Source organism: Caballeronia terrestris (genome assembly GCF_001544515.1).
Lineage (GTDB): Bacteria > Pseudomonadota > Gammaproteobacteria > Burkholderiales > Burkholderiaceae > Caballeronia > Caballeronia terrestris.
On record NZ_FCOL02000008.1, the window covers coordinates 135,686 to 154,772 of the forward strand.

The 19,087-nt window shown below is 63.0% G+C and carries 18 protein-coding genes; 1 reads left to right on the plus strand and 17 read right to left on the minus strand.

All coding sequences use genetic code 11. The features are described from left to right. Positions 1–4: 4 nt before the first annotated feature. From AWB67_RS09890 to ndk, 13 genes are all read right to left on the minus strand, one after another. On the minus strand, positions 5–196 hold the full coding sequence (locus tag AWB67_RS09890) for a DUF2065 domain-containing protein (protein ID WP_087656056.1): 192 nt from the start codon (positions 194–196) through the stop codon (positions 5–7). A gap of 42 nt (positions 197–238) precedes the next feature. Continuing rightward, complete coding sequence (hflC, locus tag AWB67_RS09895; RefSeq protein WP_087656057.1) at positions 239–1,135, minus strand: protease modulator HflC; 897 nt, start codon at positions 1,133–1,135, stop codon at positions 239–241. Positions 1,136–1,146: 11 nt separating this feature from the next. Continuing rightward, positions 1,147–2,523 (minus strand): FtsH protease activity modulator HflK, encoded by a 1,377-nt coding sequence (gene hflK / locus AWB67_RS09900; RefSeq protein WP_087656122.1) that lies wholly within the window; start codon positions 2,521–2,523, stop codon positions 1,147–1,149. 48 nt (positions 2,524–2,571) lie between these two features. Beyond that, positions 2,572–3,825 (minus strand): GTPase HflX, encoded by a 1,254-nt coding sequence (gene hflX / locus AWB67_RS09905; protein WP_087656058.1) that lies wholly within the window; start codon positions 3,823–3,825, stop codon positions 2,572–2,574. A 72-nt stretch (positions 3,826–3,897) separates the two neighbouring features. After that, positions 3,898–4,134, minus strand: coding sequence for an RNA chaperone Hfq (gene hfq / locus AWB67_RS09910; protein WP_035930711.1), 237 nt, complete (start codon positions 4,132–4,134; stop codon positions 3,898–3,900). A 141-nt stretch (positions 4,135–4,275) separates the two neighbouring features. Next, the gene (der, locus tag AWB67_RS09915; RefSeq protein ID WP_087656059.1) at positions 4,276–5,613 is read right to left on the minus strand and encodes a ribosome biogenesis GTPase Der; all 1,338 of its coding nucleotides are present in this window, start codon (positions 5,611–5,613) and stop codon (positions 4,276–4,278) included. A gap of 352 nt (positions 5,614–5,965) precedes the next feature. After that, entirely contained in the window at positions 5,966–7,108 is a 1,143-nt protein-coding gene (gene bamB / locus AWB67_RS09920) for an outer membrane protein assembly factor BamB (RefSeq protein ID WP_087656060.1), read from the minus strand. 106 nt (positions 7,109–7,214) lie between these two features. After that, positions 7,215–7,844: a YfgM family protein gene (locus AWB67_RS09925; protein WP_087656061.1), complete on the minus strand. Its 630-nt coding sequence runs from the start codon at positions 7,842–7,844 to the stop codon at positions 7,215–7,217. A gap of 91 nt (positions 7,845–7,935) precedes the next feature. After that, positions 7,936–9,276 carry a histidine--tRNA ligase gene (gene hisS, locus AWB67_RS09930; RefSeq protein ID WP_087656062.1) on the minus strand — a complete coding sequence of 447 codons (1,341 nt, stop codon included), beginning with the start codon at positions 9,274–9,276 and terminating at the stop codon, positions 7,936–7,938. Between the two features lie 6 nt (positions 9,277–9,282). Continuing rightward, positions 9,283–10,599: a flavodoxin-dependent (E)-4-hydroxy-3-methylbut-2-enyl-diphosphate synthase gene (gene ispG, locus AWB67_RS09935; protein WP_087656063.1), complete on the minus strand. Its 1,317-nt coding sequence runs from the start codon at positions 10,597–10,599 to the stop codon at positions 9,283–9,285. A 117-nt stretch (positions 10,600–10,716) separates the two neighbouring features. Then, a complete protein-coding gene (locus AWB67_RS09940; RefSeq protein WP_087656064.1) occupies positions 10,717–11,826 on the minus strand; it encodes a helix-turn-helix domain-containing protein in 1,110 nt (369 codons plus the stop codon). 223 nt (positions 11,827–12,049) lie between these two features. After that, complete coding sequence (gene rlmN / locus AWB67_RS09945; RefSeq protein WP_087656123.1) at positions 12,050–13,189, minus strand: dual-specificity RNA methyltransferase RlmN; 1,140 nt, start codon at positions 13,187–13,189, stop codon at positions 12,050–12,052. Between the two features lie 114 nt (positions 13,190–13,303). Then, positions 13,304–13,729: a nucleoside-diphosphate kinase gene (gene ndk / locus AWB67_RS09950; protein ID WP_087656065.1), complete on the minus strand. Its 426-nt coding sequence runs from the start codon at positions 13,727–13,729 to the stop codon at positions 13,304–13,306. Positions 13,730–14,013: 284 nt separating this feature from the next. On the opposite strand from ndk, the gene AWB67_RS09955 reads away from it, so the two are divergent. Continuing rightward, the gene (locus tag AWB67_RS09955; protein ID WP_087656066.1) at positions 14,014–14,712 is read left to right on the plus strand and encodes a Bax inhibitor-1/YccA family protein; all 699 of its coding nucleotides are present in this window, start codon (positions 14,014–14,016) and stop codon (positions 14,710–14,712) included. Between the two features lie 71 nt (positions 14,713–14,783). On the opposite strand, the gene rlmD is transcribed toward AWB67_RS09955, so the two are convergent. The 4 genes from rlmD to AWB67_RS09975 are packed head-to-tail and all read right to left on the minus strand — an operon-like array spanning position 14,784 to position 19,086. Continuing rightward, positions 14,784–16,199, minus strand: a complete 1,416-nt coding sequence (rlmD, locus tag AWB67_RS09960; protein ID WP_087656067.1) for a 23S rRNA (uracil(1939)-C(5))-methyltransferase RlmD — start codon at positions 16,197–16,199, stop codon at positions 14,784–14,786. A gap of 56 nt (positions 16,200–16,255) precedes the next feature. Then, the gene (locus AWB67_RS09965; protein ID WP_087656068.1) at positions 16,256–17,032 is read right to left on the minus strand and encodes a 3'-5' exonuclease; all 777 of its coding nucleotides are present in this window, start codon (positions 17,030–17,032) and stop codon (positions 16,256–16,258) included. Positions 17,033–17,037: 5 nt separating this feature from the next. Next, positions 17,038–18,132, minus strand: coding sequence for an RNA polymerase sigma factor RpoS (gene rpoS, locus AWB67_RS09970; RefSeq protein WP_087656069.1), 1,095 nt, complete (start codon positions 18,130–18,132; stop codon positions 17,038–17,040). A 15-nt stretch (positions 18,133–18,147) separates the two neighbouring features. Continuing rightward, complete coding sequence (locus tag AWB67_RS09975) at positions 18,148–19,086, minus strand: peptidoglycan DD-metalloendopeptidase family protein (RefSeq protein WP_087656070.1); 939 nt, start codon at positions 19,084–19,086, stop codon at positions 18,148–18,150. Between the last annotated feature and the right edge of the window lies 1 nt (position 19,087).

Genomic DNA, 19,087 nt, shown 5'->3' on the forward strand with positions numbered 1-19,087 from the left:
CGCCTCAGGTCGCGATCAGGAGCAGGATGAGTCCGAGCCCCATCGCGATCAGGCCGCCGATGCGGATATGGTTCGTCGGCCGCTCGGCGATCCGGCGGAACGTGTCGCGCCATGCCGTCGGGAACACGAACGGAAACATCCCTTCGATGATCAGCATCAGCGCAAGCGCAAGCAGTAACGTCGCGGCCATATCCATTCGAATGAAGGTGCCGGAGCGTTCGCTCAGGCACGCGCACAATCAGCGCTTGAGCGCGGGAGCCACATCCGCGAGGCCGCCGTTCGGGCCGCGCATGAAGCGGAAGAAGTCGCTGCTCGAGTCGAGCACCATCACGTCGCCCGGCTTGAACGTCTTCTTATACGCTTCGAGGCTCTGATAGAACTGGTAGAACTGCGGATCGCGTCCGTAGGCATCGGCGGCGATCGCGGCGGCCTGGCTGTCGCCCTCGCCCTTGATCGTCTGCGCCTGACTGTACGCTTCCGCGAGCGTCGCCTGCTGCTGGCGGTCGGCGTCGGCCTTGATCTTGTCCGCTTCGGCCGTGCCCTTCGCGCGCTCGTCGGCGGCGGCCTGCTGGCGCGCCGCGATCATGCGTTTGTAGACCGAATCGGCGACGGCCGGCGGAAAGTCGATGCGCGTGAGCTGCAGATCCACCAGATCGACACCGAACGCCGACGCCGACTGCTCGATCGACTTCTGCGCCTCGCTTGCGAGCGCCTGCTGCTCGGCGAGCGCGTCGTTGAGCGAGCGCTTCGTGAACGCGCTCGCGAGCGCCGTGCGGGCGAGCGCGGTCAGGCGTTCCTGCGCGCTCTGCGTGTTCTTCTCGTTGCTTTCGAAGAGCTTGAGCGGATCGGTCACGCGATACTTGATGACCGTGTTGACCAGCACCTCGCTTTTATCCGACGTCGTGAAACGGTCCGAGCCGGTTTCGTCGATGGTGAGCGTGCGGGTGTCGATCAGCGTGGCCGTCTGGAACGGCGGCGGCAGCTTGAAATGGAGGCCGGGGCCGTAGAGCTTCGGATTGCCTTCGCCGTGCGCCGACACGACGGCGGCATGCCGCTCGTCGACGACGAAGATCATCGACGAACCGATGAAGAGCACGATGACGACGGCCACGACGAGCGCAATGATTCGATTCATGATCGCGCTCCTTATTGCAGGTCGTCTTGACGGGAACGCGAACGGAACGCGTCGCGCGAGCGCAGCGGGTCGTTCGCACCGCTCTGGCTGGCACCGCTCGCCGCACTCGCGGGCGTCGCGGCCGATGCCGGTGCCGGCGCGGGCGCCGCAGTTGCGGCAGGGCCGGAAGCCGGTGCCGGCGCCACGGCCGGCGCCTCGCTGACAGCTTCACCCGGACGCTGGCGCGCCGCTTCCGCGAGCTTGTCGAGCGGCAGATACAGCACGTTGTTGCCCGCCTTGCTGTCGACGAACACCTTCGTCGCGCGCGAATAAATCTGCTGCATCGTGTCCAGGTACATGCGTTGACGAATCACTGCCGGAGCCTTCGAATATTCTGCGTAGACCTGCTTGAAGCGCTCGGCATCGCCTTGCGCCTGCGTCACCACGCGATTGCTGTACGCGGTGGCCTCGTCGATCGTGCGTGCCGCGTCGGACTTCGCGCGCGGCAGCAGTTGTGCGGCATAGGCGCGCGCGGTGTCGCGGGCGCGCTCGTTGTCCTGGCGCACCTTCGCCGCTTCCTCGAACGCTGCCTGCACCTGCGCCGGTACCTGCACGCTTTGCAGCGTGACGCCCGTCACCTGGAGGCCGGTCTTGTACGCGTCGAGCGAGCGCTGGATCGTATCGATGAGACGCGCGCGCAGCGATTCGCGATCGTTGTAGAGAAGGTCGTCCGTTGGCTCCGCGCCCGCGATTTCGCGGATCGCAGCCTGGCCGGCCTGCGTCACGCTCTGATCGGGATCGAGATTGCGGAAGAGATAGTCGGTCGGCGACTTGATCTGATACTGGACGGCGAACCGCACGTCGACGATATCGGCGTCGTGCGTGAGGAGCGACGCGTCGCGCACGTTCGCCTGCGTGAGCGCGTTGTTGCGGCCCACTTCCACCGAGCGGATCTGCGCGGTGTTGACGATTTCATGCGTCTGGAACGGATAAGGCAGGCGCCAGTGGATGCCCTGGTCGGCCGTGCCCTTGTACTTGCCGAACTGCGACACGACGCCGACATGTCCGTCCTGTACAACGAACACGCCGCTGCCGAGATAGATCGCGATCAGAACGCCGACGACGATCCCGAAACCGATCTTCGCGCCCCGGCCATTGTCCGCGCGCGGCGCGCCGTTGCCGGGCTTCTTGCCGAAGAGACCGGCCAAACGTTTGTTGAAGTCGCGCCACATTTCATCGAGATCGGGCGGGCCGTCGCCTTCCTTGCCGTTCGGACGCTTCGGGTCCTGCGGACGCTTCTGATCGTTCTTGGTGCCGCCATTGCCGTCGCCCCGCCCCCAGCGCGGGTCGTCAATCGAAAAGACGGCATGCGAATGCTGCCGGTTACTCCGCTCGTTGTAGTCGTTCACTCGGTGATTCACCATTAGACAGCCGGGTCAATGCAGATCGGAACAGCTTCAGTGCCCGTGCTCGGGGACCTTGCGGTCGTCGTGTTCGTTCGGTTCGCTGGCTGGCCGGTGGTCCTCCGGCAGCGCGGCTTCGTCGTACGACGAGGATTGCGTTGATTCGGGTGATTCAGCGGATTCCTCAGGTTCGGTGAACTCGGGAACCGCGTTGAGTTCACTGGAATCCGATGCAGCGATTTCGGCGATGGCAGCGCGCAGCGCGTCGAGACCTTGCCCCGTGCGTGCGCTCAAAAAGACGCGCGAAATATTACCATACTCGTCCCTTTCAACCGCGTCGCCGCGGGCCGCCAGCTCAGGCACCGCGTCGATCTTGTTGAAGACGAGAATCTGCGGAATCGTGTCCGCGCCGATGCCGCGCAGCACCTCGTTCACCTGATCGATCTGGTCGAGGCGCACGGCGCTCGATGCATCGACGACGTGCAGCAACAAGTCCGCGTGGATCGTTTCCTCGAGCGTCGCGCGAAACGCTGCGACCAATTGGTGCGGCAACTCGCGGATGAACCCGACCGTATCCGACACCACCACGTGCCCCGCTTCCTCGCCGAGGAACACACGGCGGGAGGTGGTATCGAGCGTCGCGAACAGTTGGTCGGCTGCATACGCCTGCGCCTTGGTCAGCGCGTTGAAGAGCGTCGACTTGCCCGCGTTCGTATAGCCCACGAGCGACACCGACATCGTCCGGTTGCGCACGCGCTGGCGACGCTGCGTGCCGTGCTGGCGGCGCAGTTTTTCGAGCCGCGCCTTGAGCGCCTTGATGCGCTCGCCGATGAGGCGCCGGTCGGTTTCGAGCTGGGTTTCGCCCGGGCCGCGCAGGCCGATACCGCCCTTTTGACGCTCGAGGTGAGTCCACGCGCGGATGAGCCGCGTCGACAAATACTGGAGCTGCGCGAGTTCGACCTGCAGCTTGCCTTCGTGGCTTCGGGCGCGCTGCGCAAAAATATCGAGGATCAGGCTGGTGCGGTCGACGACACGCCGGTTCAGCGCGCCTTCCAGATTGCGCTGCTGCGCGGGCGCGAGGGCGTGATTGAAAATGACGAGTTCGACGTCATTCGCTTCGCACGCGAGGCGCAACTCTTCGACTTTGCCGCTGCCGACGAACATCTTGGCATCGGGGCTCGAACGGCGGCCGGTAAGCGTGACAGCGGGATTGGCGCCCGCACTTTGTGCGAGCAGGCTGAGTTCTTCAAGACTGGCTTCGAAATCGATTTTGCCGAAGTCGATGCCGACAAGCGCTGCGTTGATCAAATTGAGGTATTGGTTTTGAAGCGACCGGCGAGTAACTTTTTATCGACGTTGGTTCACCGGCCGCGACTTGGTTTAGGACGTTTCAGCGTCCGGGTGGAAATTCACCGGACGGGCCGGCACGACCGTGGAAATGGCGTGCTTATAGACCATCTGGGTAACCGTATTGCGGAGCAACACGACGTACTGGTCGAACGATTCGATGTTCCCTTGAAGCTTGATGCCGTTGACCAAATAGATCGACACCGGCACGTGCTCTTTACGCAGTGCGTTCAAAAACGGGTCTTGTAACAATTGCCCTTTGTTGCTCATAGCAAACTCCGTGTTTTTTTGCAGGTTGAACGTAATTGTGGAGGAAGAAAAAGAGATCCGCCAACAATCGCTACACTATAGCCGATTTTCTTTTCCGCACCAGCGCCCCCACAGGTGCCAAACGCTTGGTGCGCGCGGGACTCAGCCTTTATCCGCGTAAGGGTTCGTGCTCGAGCGGAACTCTATGCGCAATGGAGTCCCGGCCAGCCCGAAAGTTTCTCGGAAGCGCCCTTCGAGGTACCTTTTATAGGTGTCCGTGATCGCGTCGAGCGCGTTGCCGTGCACGACGATGATCGGCGGATTCTGCCCACCCTGGTGCGCATAACGCAGCTTCGGACGCACCGGACCGCGCCGGCGCGGCTGCTGGAATTCCACGGCGTCGATCAGCGCGCGCGTCAGCTTCGGCGTCGGCAATTTGGCCATCGCGGCAGCGTATGCGTCGTCGACCGATTTCATCAACTGGCCGATGCCAGTCTTCTCCAGCGCCGACACGTAGTGGAACTTGGCGAAATCCAGGAACTTGAGCTTGCGCGTGAGATCGCCCTTGGTCCGCTCGCGCGTGTGCGAATCGAGCCCGTCCCACTTGTTCACGCCGACCACCAGCGCCCGCCCCTGCTCGACCACGAATCCCGCGATGTGCGCATCCTGTTCGGAGATGTCCTGCTGGGCATCGAGCAGCAAGATGACGACATTCGCGTCCGAAATCGACTGCAGCGTCTTCACCACCGAAAACTTCTCGATCGCCTCGAACACCTTGCCGCGCCGGCGCAGACCCGCCGTGTCGATCAGGGTGTATTTGCGGCCTTGTCGCTCGAAATCAACATAGATCGAATCGCGCGTCGTGCCGGGCATGTCGAACGCGATAACGCGCTCCTCGCCGATCAGCGCGTTCACGAGCGTCGACTTGCCGACGTTCGGCCGCCCGACGATCGCAATCTTCACGCCGTGCTTCGCCTTTTCGTCGTCGTCCTCTTCCGTCTGGCCGGCGTAGGCGATTTCGAGCGCGTCGCCGATCATTTCGCTGACGCCGTCGCCGTGCGCGGCCGAGATCGCGCGCGGATCGCCCAGGCCGAGTTCGTAGAAATCGCTGGCGACGGCGCTGTACTTCATGCCCTCCGCCTTGTTCACGACGAGAAAGAGCGGCCGGCCGGTCTTGCGCAGATAGTCGGCAATCGCCTTGTCCTGCGGCGCCAAGCCATTGCGCCCATCGACGATGAACACGACCACGTCCGCTTCCTCCACCGCCTGACGCGTCTGGCGCGCCATTTCGTGCAGGATGCCGTCCTTTGCGACGGGCTCGAAGCCGCCCGTATCGACGACGAGGTACGGCCGGTCGCCTACGCGGCCCTCGCCGTAGTGGCGGTCGCGCGTGAGTCCGGGCAAGTCGGCGACGAGCGCGTCGCGCGAGCGCGTCAGGCGGTTGAAAAGGGTCGATTTCCCCACATTGGGGCGCCCCACGAGGGCAATAACGGGTTTCATCAGATGTTGTTCACAGTTGAACGCAAGGCGGCCGACACCGGCGCACGGAACGCCAAGGCCACGGAAACGCCGCGATAAAGCCTGCGTTTGTCGAAAATTAGCATGGATTCGGCATGCGGCACGTCGGAGTGCTTCGCATGCAAGAGACTTGCCTCGGCGGTGGCGCCGATTTGCGGCGGTTTTTCGTCTGCCGCCTGGCTTCATTTCACGAGTGTGCGCTCATGCTTTGCGCCTCGCTTCTACTTCTGTTCGATACTGCAGTGTTCGGCCGGTCGACCGGTGGCGCGAATCTCGCGCCGATAAAGCACGCGAGCCGGCAGCGCCGGCTCGCAGATCAGGTCACTTCGACAAATCAGCGGGGACGGAACCCATAGAGGTCGCCGTCATGCGTCTGCACGACGAGCGTGTCGCCCGCAAGCACCGGCGCCGCGGTGATCGCACTGCCATCCGTCTTCGCGCGGCCGATGAGTTCGCCGCTGCTGGCTTCGAGGAAGTGCACATAGCCTTCGAAGTCGCCGACGACGACTGCGCGTCCCAGGATATAAGGCACGCTGACCTGACGGTTCTTCAGCTTGTCGCTTTTCCAGAGTTGCGTGCCGTCCGACGCGCGAAACGCGTTCACCACCGACCAGTCGTCGCCGGCTGCGACGACTTGCGCGTCCTGCGCCAGGCCGCTGTCGCTCGAAAACGCTTTTTCCCAGACGGGACGGCCGGAATTCGCATCGAAACAGCCGAGTCTGCCCTGGAACGTCACCGCGCAAGTCTGCGCGCCGACGAGCGACGGCGCGCCGGTCACGTCGTTGATGCGCTCGACTTCGGTCACGCCTTTCGGGAACGAGACGGGCGCTTGCCAAAAGGCGTCGCCGGTCTGAATGTTGATCGCGGCGAACGTGCCGCCGGGGAAACCCGCGAGCACGGCCTGATTGCCCGCGAACGTCATGCCGGCCGCGACGCGCAGGTTCAGCGGAACCGCGCGGACCTGGAAGGTCCACTTCTGCTCGCCAGTCTGCGCGTTGAATGCGATGACCTTGCCGTCGATCGTGCGCACTATCACGAGATCGTTGCCGACGAGCGGCGGCGAGACGAGTTCACCCGGCGCGACGGCAGTCCACAATTGCTTGCCGTCCGGTCCAAGCACGTAGACCGAGCCCTTCAGCCCGCCGACGGCTGTCAGCGTACCGTCGCTGCCGACGCCCGCCGACAGATCGTCCTTCAGCTTCGTGCGCCATACGTCCTGGCCAGTCTTCGCATCGATCTTCGCGACCGTGCCGTTGACGCCGGCGGCATACACCGCGTCGCCGACGGCGACAGGCATGAACAGATAGCGGCCGGCCTTGCCGACGCTCGCCTTCCACACCTGCCCGACTTCGAGAACGGGCTTGATTTCCACGAGCGGCGTCGGAACGCGCCGTTCGTCCTTGGTGGATGAGCACGCGGCCAGCAAGGCAGTCATCGCACAGGCAAGCGGCAGGGCGTAGCGTTTCAGAAGGGTCATCGGTGGACGCAATTGGAGATTGAACATTCGATTGATCGGCGTGCGCCGCGGGCGCGCTTTTCAGCGACGAACCCGGCGGCTGGCGACGGTGCGGAGGCGGCTGAACTCAACCGCCGAGCGCGTCCAGCTTGAACTGGACCAGTTGACGCGCGGAAGTGTCGCTTTGCGGCAGTGTGTCGAGCGCCACCTTATAGGCGGCGCGGGCGTCCTCGCGCTTGCCCTGCGCCGCGAGCAAATCGCCACGACGATCCGACACGACGCCCTTGAACGCATCGAGTGGCGCGTCGGCGAGCACTTTCAGGCCGGCGTCGTAGGATTTTTCGTCGAGCAGCAGGAGCGAGAGACGCAGTTTCGCTATCTGCTTGTACTCGTCGTCCTTCGCATGGTCGACAGCCCATTGCAACTGCGCCTTCGCGGCCGCGCTATCGCCGGCCGTGTAGAGTGCCTTCGCGGCGGCGAGCGCCGTCATCTGCGCATAGGCCGTGCGGCCGAACTTGTCCTCCATGTCGGCGGCGACGCGCGCGACCTTCGCCTTGTCGTTCGCAGTGACCGCCTGCTGGACCTGATCGTAGAGCACAGCCGCTTCCGCCGCCTGCCTGCGCTGCCAGTAGTTCCAGCCGTTGAAGCCCGCCGCGACCACGAGCACGGCGAGAACGATCCACGTCGTCGCGTTGCCCCACTTGGCCCACCAGTGCTTCAGATTTTCCAGGGATTCTTGTTCGTCGTGATAGCTCATTGCCCAACCATTCCTTCGATGCCTTATTTATTGCGCGCACCGTGCCGAGTCCTCTCGATCCGACACTGCGCGCACGGTCGCTGCCTAAAATTTAATCAGCGCCGTCGTCGGCGGATGCAACCATCGCATTGATTAGAAATTCGGTCAAGTTTTCCAGCGGAACAGTCGATTGCTCGTTCTTCTGGCCTTCCCGTTCGATCGCCCGCAGCGGCTTCACACCCGCCGTGCCCTGCGCGAGCTCGTCCTCGCCAAGGATCACAGCAAAGGCCGCGCCGCTCGCATCGGCTTTTTTCATTTGCGATTTGAAGCTCGCCGGTGCGCCGTCCGGGCTGCAATGCAGGATGACGTCGAGGCCGGTGTCACGCAGACGCTCGGCGATGATGAACGCCTGTTCCGCCGCCGCCTCGCCCTGGTGCACGACGTAGACGTCGGTGCCTTCGTCCTCGGGTACGAGCTTTTCTTCCTTCAACAGTTCCAGAATCCGCTCGACGCCCATCGCCCAGCCGCACGCTTTCGTCGGCTTGCCACCGAGTTGCTCGATCAGCGGATCGTAGCGCCCGCCGCCGGCCACTGTGCCCTGCGCGCCGAGCTTGTCGGTGACCCACTCGAAAACGGTCAGGTTGTAGTAATCGAGTCCGCGCACGAGGCGCGGATTGATCTTGAACGGAATATTGTTCGCCTTCAAAAGACGCTGAACGCCTTCGAAGTGCGCGCGCGATTCGTCACCAAGGAAATCGACGAGCTTCGGCGCGTTCTGCGCAATTTCCTGCAGCGCGGGATTCTTCGTGTCCAGCACGCGCAGCGGGTTCGTGTAAAGACGGCGCTTCGCTTCCTCGTCGAGCAATTCGACGTGCTGTTCGAGATATGCGATCAGTTCCTGGCGATGCGCCGTGCGCTCATCGGCCTGGCCGAGCGAATTGAGCTCGAGGCGAATGCCGGTTAGGCCCAGGTCGTCCCAGAGACGCTGGCACATCATGATGATCTCGGCGTCGGCATCGGGCCCTGCGAAGCCGAGCGCTTCCACGCCGACCTGATGGAACTGCCGATACCGCCCACGCTGCGGACGCTCGTGGCGGAACATCGGTCCGACGTACCACAGGCGCTTCGGGCCGTCGTAAAGCAGGTTGTGCTCGATCGTCGCACGCACGACCGCCGCCGTGTTCTCCGGGCGCATCGTGAGATGCTCGCCGTTGAGCGCGTCGGTGAAGCTGTACATTTCCTTCTCGACGATATCGGTCACTTCGCCGATACCGCGCGTGAAAAGCTGCGTGTGCTCGACGATCGGCGTACGAATGTTCTGATAGCCGTAGGAGCGCAGCATCGACTTGACAGTCGATTCGAAGAACTCCCACAACGCGGCATCCTGCGGGAGGATGTCGTTCATGCCCTTCACGCCGCTCAGTTTTTCGAGCCGTTTCTTCTGTTCTGTCATCTGTCTTTAGAGTGATGCCGCGGCCGTTTCTTCGCGCTTGCCATAAGTGCGCGCGACGTACTCGCTCACGATTTTCTGGAATTCCTGGGCGATGTGCTCGCCGCGTAGCGTTTTGACCTTCACACCGTCGATGAAGACGGGTGCCGCCGGATTCTCACCCGAACCCGGCAGGCTGATGCCGATATTCGCCTGCTTCGATTCGCCCGGCCCGTTCACGATGCAGCCCATCACCGCGACGTGCATTTTCTCGACGCCCGGATATTGATCGCGCCAGACCGGCATTTCGTTGCGCAGATACGTCTGAATCTGCGAGGCGAGTTCCTGGAACAGCGTGCTCGTCGTGCGGCCGCAGCCGGGGCAGGCGATAACCATCGGCGTAAAGGAGCGCAGGCCCATCGTTTGCAAAATTTCCTGCCCGACGACGACTTCGCCCGTGCGCGCGCCGCCCGGTTCCGGCGTTAACGAAATGCGGATCGTGTCGCCGATGCCTTCCTGCAGCAGCACGGAAAGCGCCGCCGTCGACGCGACGATGCCCTTCGATCCCATGCCCGCCTCGGTCAGCCCAAGGTGCAGCGCGAAGCTGCAGCGCTTCGCCAGTTCGCGATACACGGCGATCAGGTCCTGCACGCCGCTCACCTTGCACGACAGAATGATCTTGTCGCGCCCGAGACCGAGTTCGACCGCGCGTTCCGCCGACCCGATCGCCGACTGGATCAGCGCCTCGTACATCACGCTCTGCGCGTCCCACGGCGTGGCGCGCGCGGCGTTTTCGTCCATCATGCGCGCGAGCAGGTCCTGGTCGAGACTGCCCCAGTTCACGCCAATGCGCACCGCCTTGTCATAGCGCGCGGCGGCTTCGATCATTTGCGCGAACTGCGTGTCGCGCTTCGCGCCTTGCCCGACGTTGCCCGGGTTGATCCGATACTTCGACAGCGCCTCGGCGCACGCGGGAAAATCGCGCAGCAGCAAGTGGCCGTTGTAATGAAAATCGCCGACAAGCGGCACGTTCACGCCCATCCGGTCGAGCTGCTCGCGCACGTGCGGCACGGCGGCCGCCGCTTCCGGCGTGTTGACCGTGATGCGTACCAGTTCGGAGCCGGCTTGTGCCAGTTCCTTTACCTGAATCGCAGTGCCAATGGCGTCGGCGGTGTCGGTATTGGTCATCGACTGGACGCGCACGGGCGCATCGCCGCCGATCGTCACGAGCTGGCCGCCCCAGCGGACATCGACGCCGTGCGACGCGCGGCGTTTGAGCGGCCCTCCGAACACCGGTTCGGTCGAACAAATCTTGCTGCTGATCAGGGATTGAGCCTCAGATTGCATCGAAAAACCCTCTTGCGCCGCCTCCTGAGGTGACGCTTTTGTGGAACTCTCAAACCGACGCCGCCGGGGTAGCCGGCGGCGCTCTCGATTCATGCCGCGGTGCGCGCCGGCTTGGCCTCAGGGCACGGAGAACCGTGCGACGTTGCCTTTGGCGTTGGCGTACTTGGCGGGATCGACCGGTTCGTCGTCGAGCGTGAGCGATTCCATGCCCGCCTGATTGCCGATCGTCACCTTGAAAGGCACCTCGCCTTCGACGCGCTGGGTGCTGCCGCCGCGCACGAGACCAGAGAATACTTCCTTGCCGTCTTTCTGGCGCACGCTGAACCAGCTGTCCGCCTTCACTTTCAGTTCGAGGGCGCTCGACCCGGAGCCCGCGACGGCCGGGGCAGAAGCCGATGCAGCTGCTGCGGCGGCTGCTGGCGGGACGGTTGCCGGCGCGGCCGCACCGCTCGCGGGCTGCATCGCGACGATCGCCGACGATGAAGCCGGCAGCGCGTTGGTCCCGAGCGGATGCGGCATCGGCTGCATGCCGGCAGTGGCTGCGGCATCGGTCGAGGAACCTTCGCCGGTATTGGCCGCCGCCATCTCGTCGGGAGTCGCGGCCGACGATGCCGCGCTCGCCCCGTTGTTGCCCGATACCGCCGTGCCGTTCGCGCTCGCCTTCAGGCGCGCGAGCCAGGCGGCCGAATCGCCGCCCGTGTGCCACATCGCGAGCGCGATCATCGCGACGATCACCGCCGCTACGCCCCAGAGCCACGAACGGCGGCGCCCGGCGGTGTTGAGCGGCACGGACACGCGTGCCCGCGGCAAACCGCCGCCGGCCGACGCCGGCAACGAAAGATTCTGCTCCACCGGACCATTCGCGCGGCGCATCGCCTGGGTGAACGGTGCCGGATCCGCGCCGAGCATCTTCGCGTAACTGCGCACGATGCCGGCCGCGAACGTGCGGTCAGGTAAGTGGCTCAGGTCGCCGGCTTCCAGCGCGCGTACCTTTTGCGGCGACACTTTCAGGCGCGCCGATACATCGTCGATCGACCAGCCTTTCGCCGTGCGCAGCTGCGCCAAGCGCGCGCCGACCGCGACGATCGATTCCAAGCTCCCCGCCTGATTTCCGCTCGACGCCGTCGTGCCCGACAACGCTTCGCCATCCGGAAAACTACCGGACGGACCGCCGGAATGACTGCCGTCGTGACTTCCAAACGGCGTCGGGTGCTGCGGCTCACTCATGCCAAATTCCTCGCATCGATTCTTTTATTTGACACTGCAAAGCGTCGGGTTGCACGGACCATCTGTGCACGATATAACCCTGCTGCCTGTCGCAGACCGCTTTATAACAAAATGTGCGGCTTTCCGTGCCGCATCCGATCGCTTGCTTCGTTTTTCTTTGTTTTTCGCGCCAAAAACACGCGGATTCTTCAAAAATGAGCGGCCGCCAGCTTTCGGGCAGATTTCAGACCGCCCGCACTTCGATCACTTTTGACTGCCGGCCCATGCGCTCGGCGAGTCGCGTGCGGTCCTGAACCGCGCCAGCGAGTTGCCCGCAGGCGGCATCGATGTCGTCGCCGCGGGTCTTGCGCACAGTCGTCACGATCCCCGCGTCCATCAGCACCTGTGCGAAACGCTTAATCTGATCGTTGCGCGAACGCGTGAGGCCCGACTCCGGGAACGGATTGAACGGGATCAGGTTGAACTTGCACGGCACGTCGCGCGTGATGGCGAGCAATTCGCGCGCGTGCGCTTCCGTATCGTTGACGCCGTCGAGCATGCAGTACTCGAACGTGATGAAATCGCGCGGCGCCACTTTCAGGTAACGCTGGCACGCCGCCATCAGCTCGCGCAAAGGATACTTCTTGTTCAGCGGCACGAGCATGTCGCGCAGCGGATCGTTCGGTGCGTGCAGCGATACTGCAAGCGCCACCGGCAGATCGGCAGCGAGGCGGTCCATCATCGGCACGACGCCGGAGGTGGACAGCGTCACGCGACGGCGCGACAGGCCGTAGGCGTTGTCGTCGAGCATCAGGCGCATCGCGGGGACCACGGCGTCGTAATTGAGCAGCGGTTCGCCCATGCCCATCATCACGACGTTAGTCACGACGCGTCCGCCCTTGCCCGGCCCGCCGACTTCGCGTCCGAGCGACTTGCGCAGCGCGAATTCCGCCATGCGCAACTGGCCGATGATCTCGCCCGTGCTGAGATTGCGCGAAAAGCCCTGCTTGCCCGTCGAACAAAAGCGGCAATTCACGGCGCAGCCCGCCTGCGACGAAACGCACAGCGTGCCACGATGTTCCTCGGGGATGAAAACCGTCTCGACCGCGTTGCTGTTGCCTACGTCGATCAGCCACTTGCGCGTGCCGTCGGTAGAAACGTGATCGCGGACGATTTCAGGCATCGCCATGTTGGCGCGGCCCTTCAATTTTTCGCGCAGGGATTTTGCCAGGTCCGTCATGCCGTCGAAGTCGTCGGCGCCGTACTGGTGGATCCAGCGCTGCAACTGCTTGGCGCGAAACGGCTTTTCCCCCAGGCTGCCGCAATATGCCACGAGCCCGGCGGCGTCGAGATCGAGAAGGTTGACGGTAGAGCTGCTCGTCATGTCGAATTCTGCCATTTCTGTCTTGTGCGAATTCCGGGCAGGTCGCCCGGGCCGTTCGCGCCAATTCCTGCTTGCATCCAGTGTGCCCCCGCGCGATGCGGAGGCCAAACGCAATTAGCGCGAGTAGACGTTCACTTCCGGGAAGAAGAACGCGATTTCCTGGCGCGCCGTTTCCGGAGCGTCCGAGCCGTGTACGGCGTTCGCGTCGATGCTGTCGGCGAAATCCGCGCGGATCGTGCCCTTGTCGGCCTTCTTCGGGTCCGTTGCGCCCATCAGGTCACGGTTCTGTGCGATTGCGTTCTCGCCTTCCAGCGCCTGGATCATCACCGGGCCGGAGATCATGAATTCGACCAGGTCCTTGAAGAACGGGCGTGCTGCGTGCACGGCGTAGAATTTTTCCGCGTCAGCACGCGACAGGTGAACCATGCGAGCCGCAACAACCTTGAGGCCAGCGTTTTCGAAACGGCCGTAGATTTGGCCGATAACGTTCTTTGCCACTGCGTCCGGCTTGATAATCGACAGGGTGCGCTCGATCGCCATGAAAACTCCAAAAAAATGAACGGGTTACGAATTAAATGAATCGACAATTGTAGCACGAAGGCATGTATGATTGCGATTGAAACCTTACGGATTCGTAAGGGTCGAACCAGTCGTCACAGATGGTGTCGCTGTGGTGCGGCACTATTGAATTCAGTGCAAGATAGACGCATATACGTGCCGCACGCGAACCGGCGGCGAAGAGAAAGCAAAAGCGCCGGCACGTCATACCCACCGCTGTTATGGATATCTTGTTTTCAGACTCAAGGCAAAGGCAAGGAGAAACCATGAACGAATCACCCTACAGTTTTGGCCGCAATGGCAGCGTCACGTCGGTCGAGATGCGCAATCGCGTGCTGCGCAACACCTACTGGCTGCTCGCGCTATCTATGGTGCCGACAGTGCTCGGCGCCTGGATCGGCGTCGCGACGGGCTTTTCGCTCTTCGCCGCCACCAGCCCGACGATGAGCTTCATCGCGTTCCTCGCGATCGCGTTCGGCTTCATGTTCGCCATAGAAAAAACAAAGGACAGCGCCATCGGCGTCGTCGTGCTGCTCGGCTTCACGTTCTTCATGGGCCTGATGCTCTCGCGCCTTTTGAGCTTCATCCTCGGGTTCTCGAACGGGCCGCAACTCATCATGATGGCGTTCGGTGGCACCGGCGTGATCTTCGCCGCGATGGCAACCATTGCCACGGTCAGCAAACGCGACTTCTCGGGCCTCGGCAAGTGGCTGTTCATGGGCGTGATGGTGATCCTGCTCGCCGCTTTCGCGAACATCTTCCTGCAGTTGCCGGCCCTGATGCTCACGATTTCCGTGCTCGCGATCGTCATTTTCTCGGCTTATATGCTGTTCGATGTGCAGCGCGTCGTGAACGGGGGCGAGACGAATTACATCAGCGCCACACTCGCGATTTATCTCGATCTGTATAACGTCTTCACGAACCTGCTGGCGCTGCTCGGCATCTTCGGCGGCAATCGCAACTGATCGCGGTCGCCTGAAATACGAAACCGGCCTTCGCGGGCCGGTTTTTTTCGTCTGCAGAAAAAGTTGCTGTGTTAATCCCGCTCGAAAAGCGCGATCGATTCGACGTGCGACGTGTGCGGAAACATGTTCACGACGCCCGCGCCCTTCATCCTGTACCCCGCTTCGCGGACGAGCACCCCGGCGTCGCGGGCGAGCGTCGACGGGCTGCACGACACGTAGACGATCCGCTTCGGCAGCGGCCCGTCCCCGCTCTGCGCAATGTCCGCGAGCGCCTTCGCCACGGCCAGCGCGCCTTCGCGCGGCGGATCGATGAGGAATTTGTCGAAGGCGCCGAGCGCGCGCAGGTCGTCGGCGGTGACTTCGAACAGGTTGCGGCACGCGAACGATGTATGCGCATCGACGCCATTCGCCTTCGCGTTCTCCAGCGCGCGCGTCGTGAGCACTTCGCTACCTTCGATTCCGACCACCTCGCGCGACACCCGCGCGAGCGGCAGCGTGAAGTTGCCGATGCCGCAAAAAAGATCGAGCACGCGATCCGTCTTCGATGCCGCCAGCAGGCTCAGCGCCCGGCTCACCAGCACACGGTTGATCTGGTGGTTCACCTGCGTGAAATCGGTCGGCTTGAACGGCATGCGAATCGCGAATTCCGGCAGCGTGTAGGCAAGCTGCTTGTCGAGCGGATAGAACGGATACACCGTGTCCGGGCCCTTCGGCTGGAGCCAGAACTGGACGCCGTGTTCGTCCGCGAAGGTGCGCAGAAGCGCCTCGTCGGCTTCGGTCAGCGGTTCGAGGATGCGCAGCACGAGCGCCGTCACATCCGATCCCACCGCGAGCTCGATCTGCGGCATGCGCTCGCGGATCGACAGCCCCGCCACAAGATGCCGCAGCGGCACGAGCATCTCGGAAACGTGCGGCGGCAGGACTTCGCAGCTCGTCATGTCGGCGACGTAGCTGCTCTTCCTCTCGTGGAAACCGACCAGCACGCCACCCTTCTTCTCCACATAACGCACAGTCAGCCGCGCGCGATACCGGTAGCCCCACGACGGCCCGTGGATCGGCCGGAACATCGTTTCGGCGCGCAGTTTGCTCAAATGTTGCAGATTGTCTTCGAGCACGCGTTGCTTGACGGCGATCTGCGCGCGCACGTCGAGATGCTGCATCGAGCAGCCGCCGCAAGTGCCGAAAAATTTACATTTCGGCTTCGTGCGGATCACGCTTTCGCGCAGCACCTTGACGACCTGCGCTTGCTCGAAGCTCGGCTTTTTGCGATAGCTGGAGTACGTCACGCGCTCGCCGGGCAGCGCGCCTTCGACAAAAATGACCTTGCCCGGCTCGCCGTCTTCATTGACCGTTCGGCCGACGCCGCGCGCGTCCATATCGAGCGATTCGATCTCGATTTCGGGCGCGGCGAACGACGGGTCGACGACGACGGACTTGGCCGGCGCGGCGCGGCGGCGATGCGAGGATTTTCGAGCGGATTCAGACACCTGCGGACTTCCTGACTGACGTGGCAAAGGCGAGATTGTAGTCGAACGTCGCAGCCTTACTTCCCGAACGCGGCCAGATATTGCGCCCAGTGAGGCGACGGTTCGAGCGCGAGCGCGTTTTTCACGAAGGTGATTTCATCGGCGTATTCGTCCGCCGAGAAGCCGCCGCGCATCAGCTGGAAGCGGCAATACATCAGGTACGTGTTGACGACGTCCGTCTCGCAATAGGCGCGGATATCGTCGATGCGGCCGTCGCAGTACGCCTCCCACACCTTGCCGCCATCCATGCCGAGCTTGCCGGGAAAGCCGCAGAGTTTCGCGAGGGCGTCGAGCGGCGCGTTCGCGCGCGCCTGATACATCGCGAGAACGTCCATCAGATCGGTGTGGCGCGTGTGGTATCGGCTCAGGTAGTTGTTGAACTTGAACTCGCGGTCGTCCTGGCCAGAATCCCAGAAGCGCGACGCCGCGACGCCATGCACCAGCGCACGATAGTTGAGCACGGGCAAGTCGAACCCGCCGCCGTTCCAGGAAACGAGTTGCGGCGTGTACTTTTCGATCACGCGGAAAAACGACTGGATCAGCGCCGCCTCGGAATCTTGCGGCGTGCCGAGAGAGCGCACGCGAAAGCCGTTGTTGTCGCGAAACACGCACGAAATCGCGGCGATGCGCTGCAAATGGTGCGGCAGGAAATCGTTGCCGACGCGCTCGCGGCGTGCCGCGAACGCGAATTCGGCGACTTCTGCGTCGGACAGTTCGGACGGGAGATCTTCAAGACGGCGAATACCGTCGACATCGGGAATCGTCTCGATGTCGAAAACGAGGATGGGAGTCATGAATCCTAGAGCACGGCGTCCTTGCGAACGCCGTTGGAAGCGAAAAAGCGCTTGAGCCGCACGAGCGCCTCTTGCTGGATCTGGCGCACCCTCTCGCGCGTGAGGCCCATTTCATCGGCGAGTTCCTCGAGCGTCGCGGGCTCGATGTGGTTCAACCCGAAGCGGCGCTCGATCACATGCCGGTGCTTGTCCGACAGGCGCGACAACCACAGGCGCGTGAGCGTCTCGAGTTCGCGGTGCTGCACTTCGGCGTCCGGCGACTGGCTCTGGTCGTCGGAGAGCAGATCGAGCAGGCTCGAACCCGGATCGAGGTCAAGCGGTGCATCGAGCGACGCGGTGTGTTCGTTGAGCGCGAGGATATCGGTGACTTCCTCGGGCGTCTTGCCGGTGAGGTAGGCGATATCGTCGATGCTCGCGTCGCGGCGGTCGGGCGCAATCGCCGTGTTCGAGTTGGCGGAATTTTTTTCCAGGTGGCGCTTGGCGCGCAAAACCTGGTTCAGCTCGCGGATCACATGCACCGGCAAGCGCACCGTGCGCGCCTGATTCATGATCGCGCGCTCGATGCTCTGGCGAATCCACCAGGTGGCATAAGTCGAAAAGCGAAAACCGCGCGTCGGATCGAATTTTTCGATAGCGTGCATCAGGCCGAGATTGCCCTCCTCGATTAAATCGAGAAGTGGAACCCCGCGATTCAGATAACCCTTCGCGATACTCACGACGAGCCGCAAATTACGCTCGATCATCACCTGGCGCGCTTCGAATTCGCCCGCTTTTGCAAGCCGCGAATAGCGCTGCTCTTCCTCGACGGTCAAAAGCGGCTTGACGCTGATTCGATTCAGATAATGCTGGATGGTGTCGGCGGTGAGCTCGGCCTGCAGAATCGAGCGGAAATCGTCGGCGTCGGGAACGTTATCGTTTGCGACGTCCCCCGAATCCTTCGACCGTATTTCGCCTTCGTCATCGGATGGTTCGATTTCGACGTCCACCGCGTCGGCGTCGTCTTCGTCGTGGGTCGAAGCACCGTCTTCCACCGACACTTGCATGGGTCGGCTGATCGTCTCAGTCTCGGCTTGCGGTAGGCGGCGCTTCGTTTTAGGCATGATGGTTTTCGCTTTTTATTGCGGCGGCAAGTACTTCAGCGGGTCGACAGGTTTGCCCTGACGGCGAACTTCAAAATGCAACATCACGCGGTCGGAATCGCTATTCCCCATCTCGGCGATTTTTTGACCTTTTGTTACTGCGTCACCCTCTTTTACCATCAAAGCGCGGTTATGTGCATATGCCGTGAGAAAAGTCGCATCGTGCTTGATGATAATGAGGTTGCCGTACCCGCGCAGACCGTTGCCCGAGTACACGACCCGGCCATCCGCCGACGCATTGATCGCATCTCCCGCCACGCCGCCGATGTTCAAGCCCTTGTTCTTGGCATCGTCGAACGTGCCGAGAATCGGGCCGCGCACGGGCCAGATGAACGCCGGCTGTGCAGCGGGCGCGGTGGCAGTGCCGCTGTCAACGCCTGCTCCGATTCCAGCGGCCGCGCCCGGCGCCACGCCCATCCCCGACGACGAACCGTACACCGGCGGCTGCGCCGTCGTGCCGGTCGTCACGCCCGGCTGCGGGGCACCGCCAAGCGGCTGTGCCTGCACCCCGCCGCCCACGATCGGCGCGGTGGCAACGCCCGGCGTCGTCGCGGCGAGATTCGCGCCCGGAGGCGCCACGCGCACGAGCTGACCGACTTCGATCTGGTTCGGGTTCGTCAGGTTGTTCCATGACGCGATATCCCGATAATTCTGACCGTTTTCCAGTGCAATCCGATATAGGGTGTCGCCCGGTTTCACGCGGATATAACCGGGCGGCGGCGGGCCGTTCTGCGCCGCCGCCTGCGCGGCGGCGTCGGTGCTGATCGCCCCGCCCGTGCGGTCGACGACCGGCGCCTGATCCATCCGCGTCGCACAGGCTGCCAGGACGGACAGCGCGAGAACACACAAACCGCGCTGGACCGCCGTCGGGCGGGCGCTCACGCTTCTTACTCGCCAAGCACGCAACATACTCATC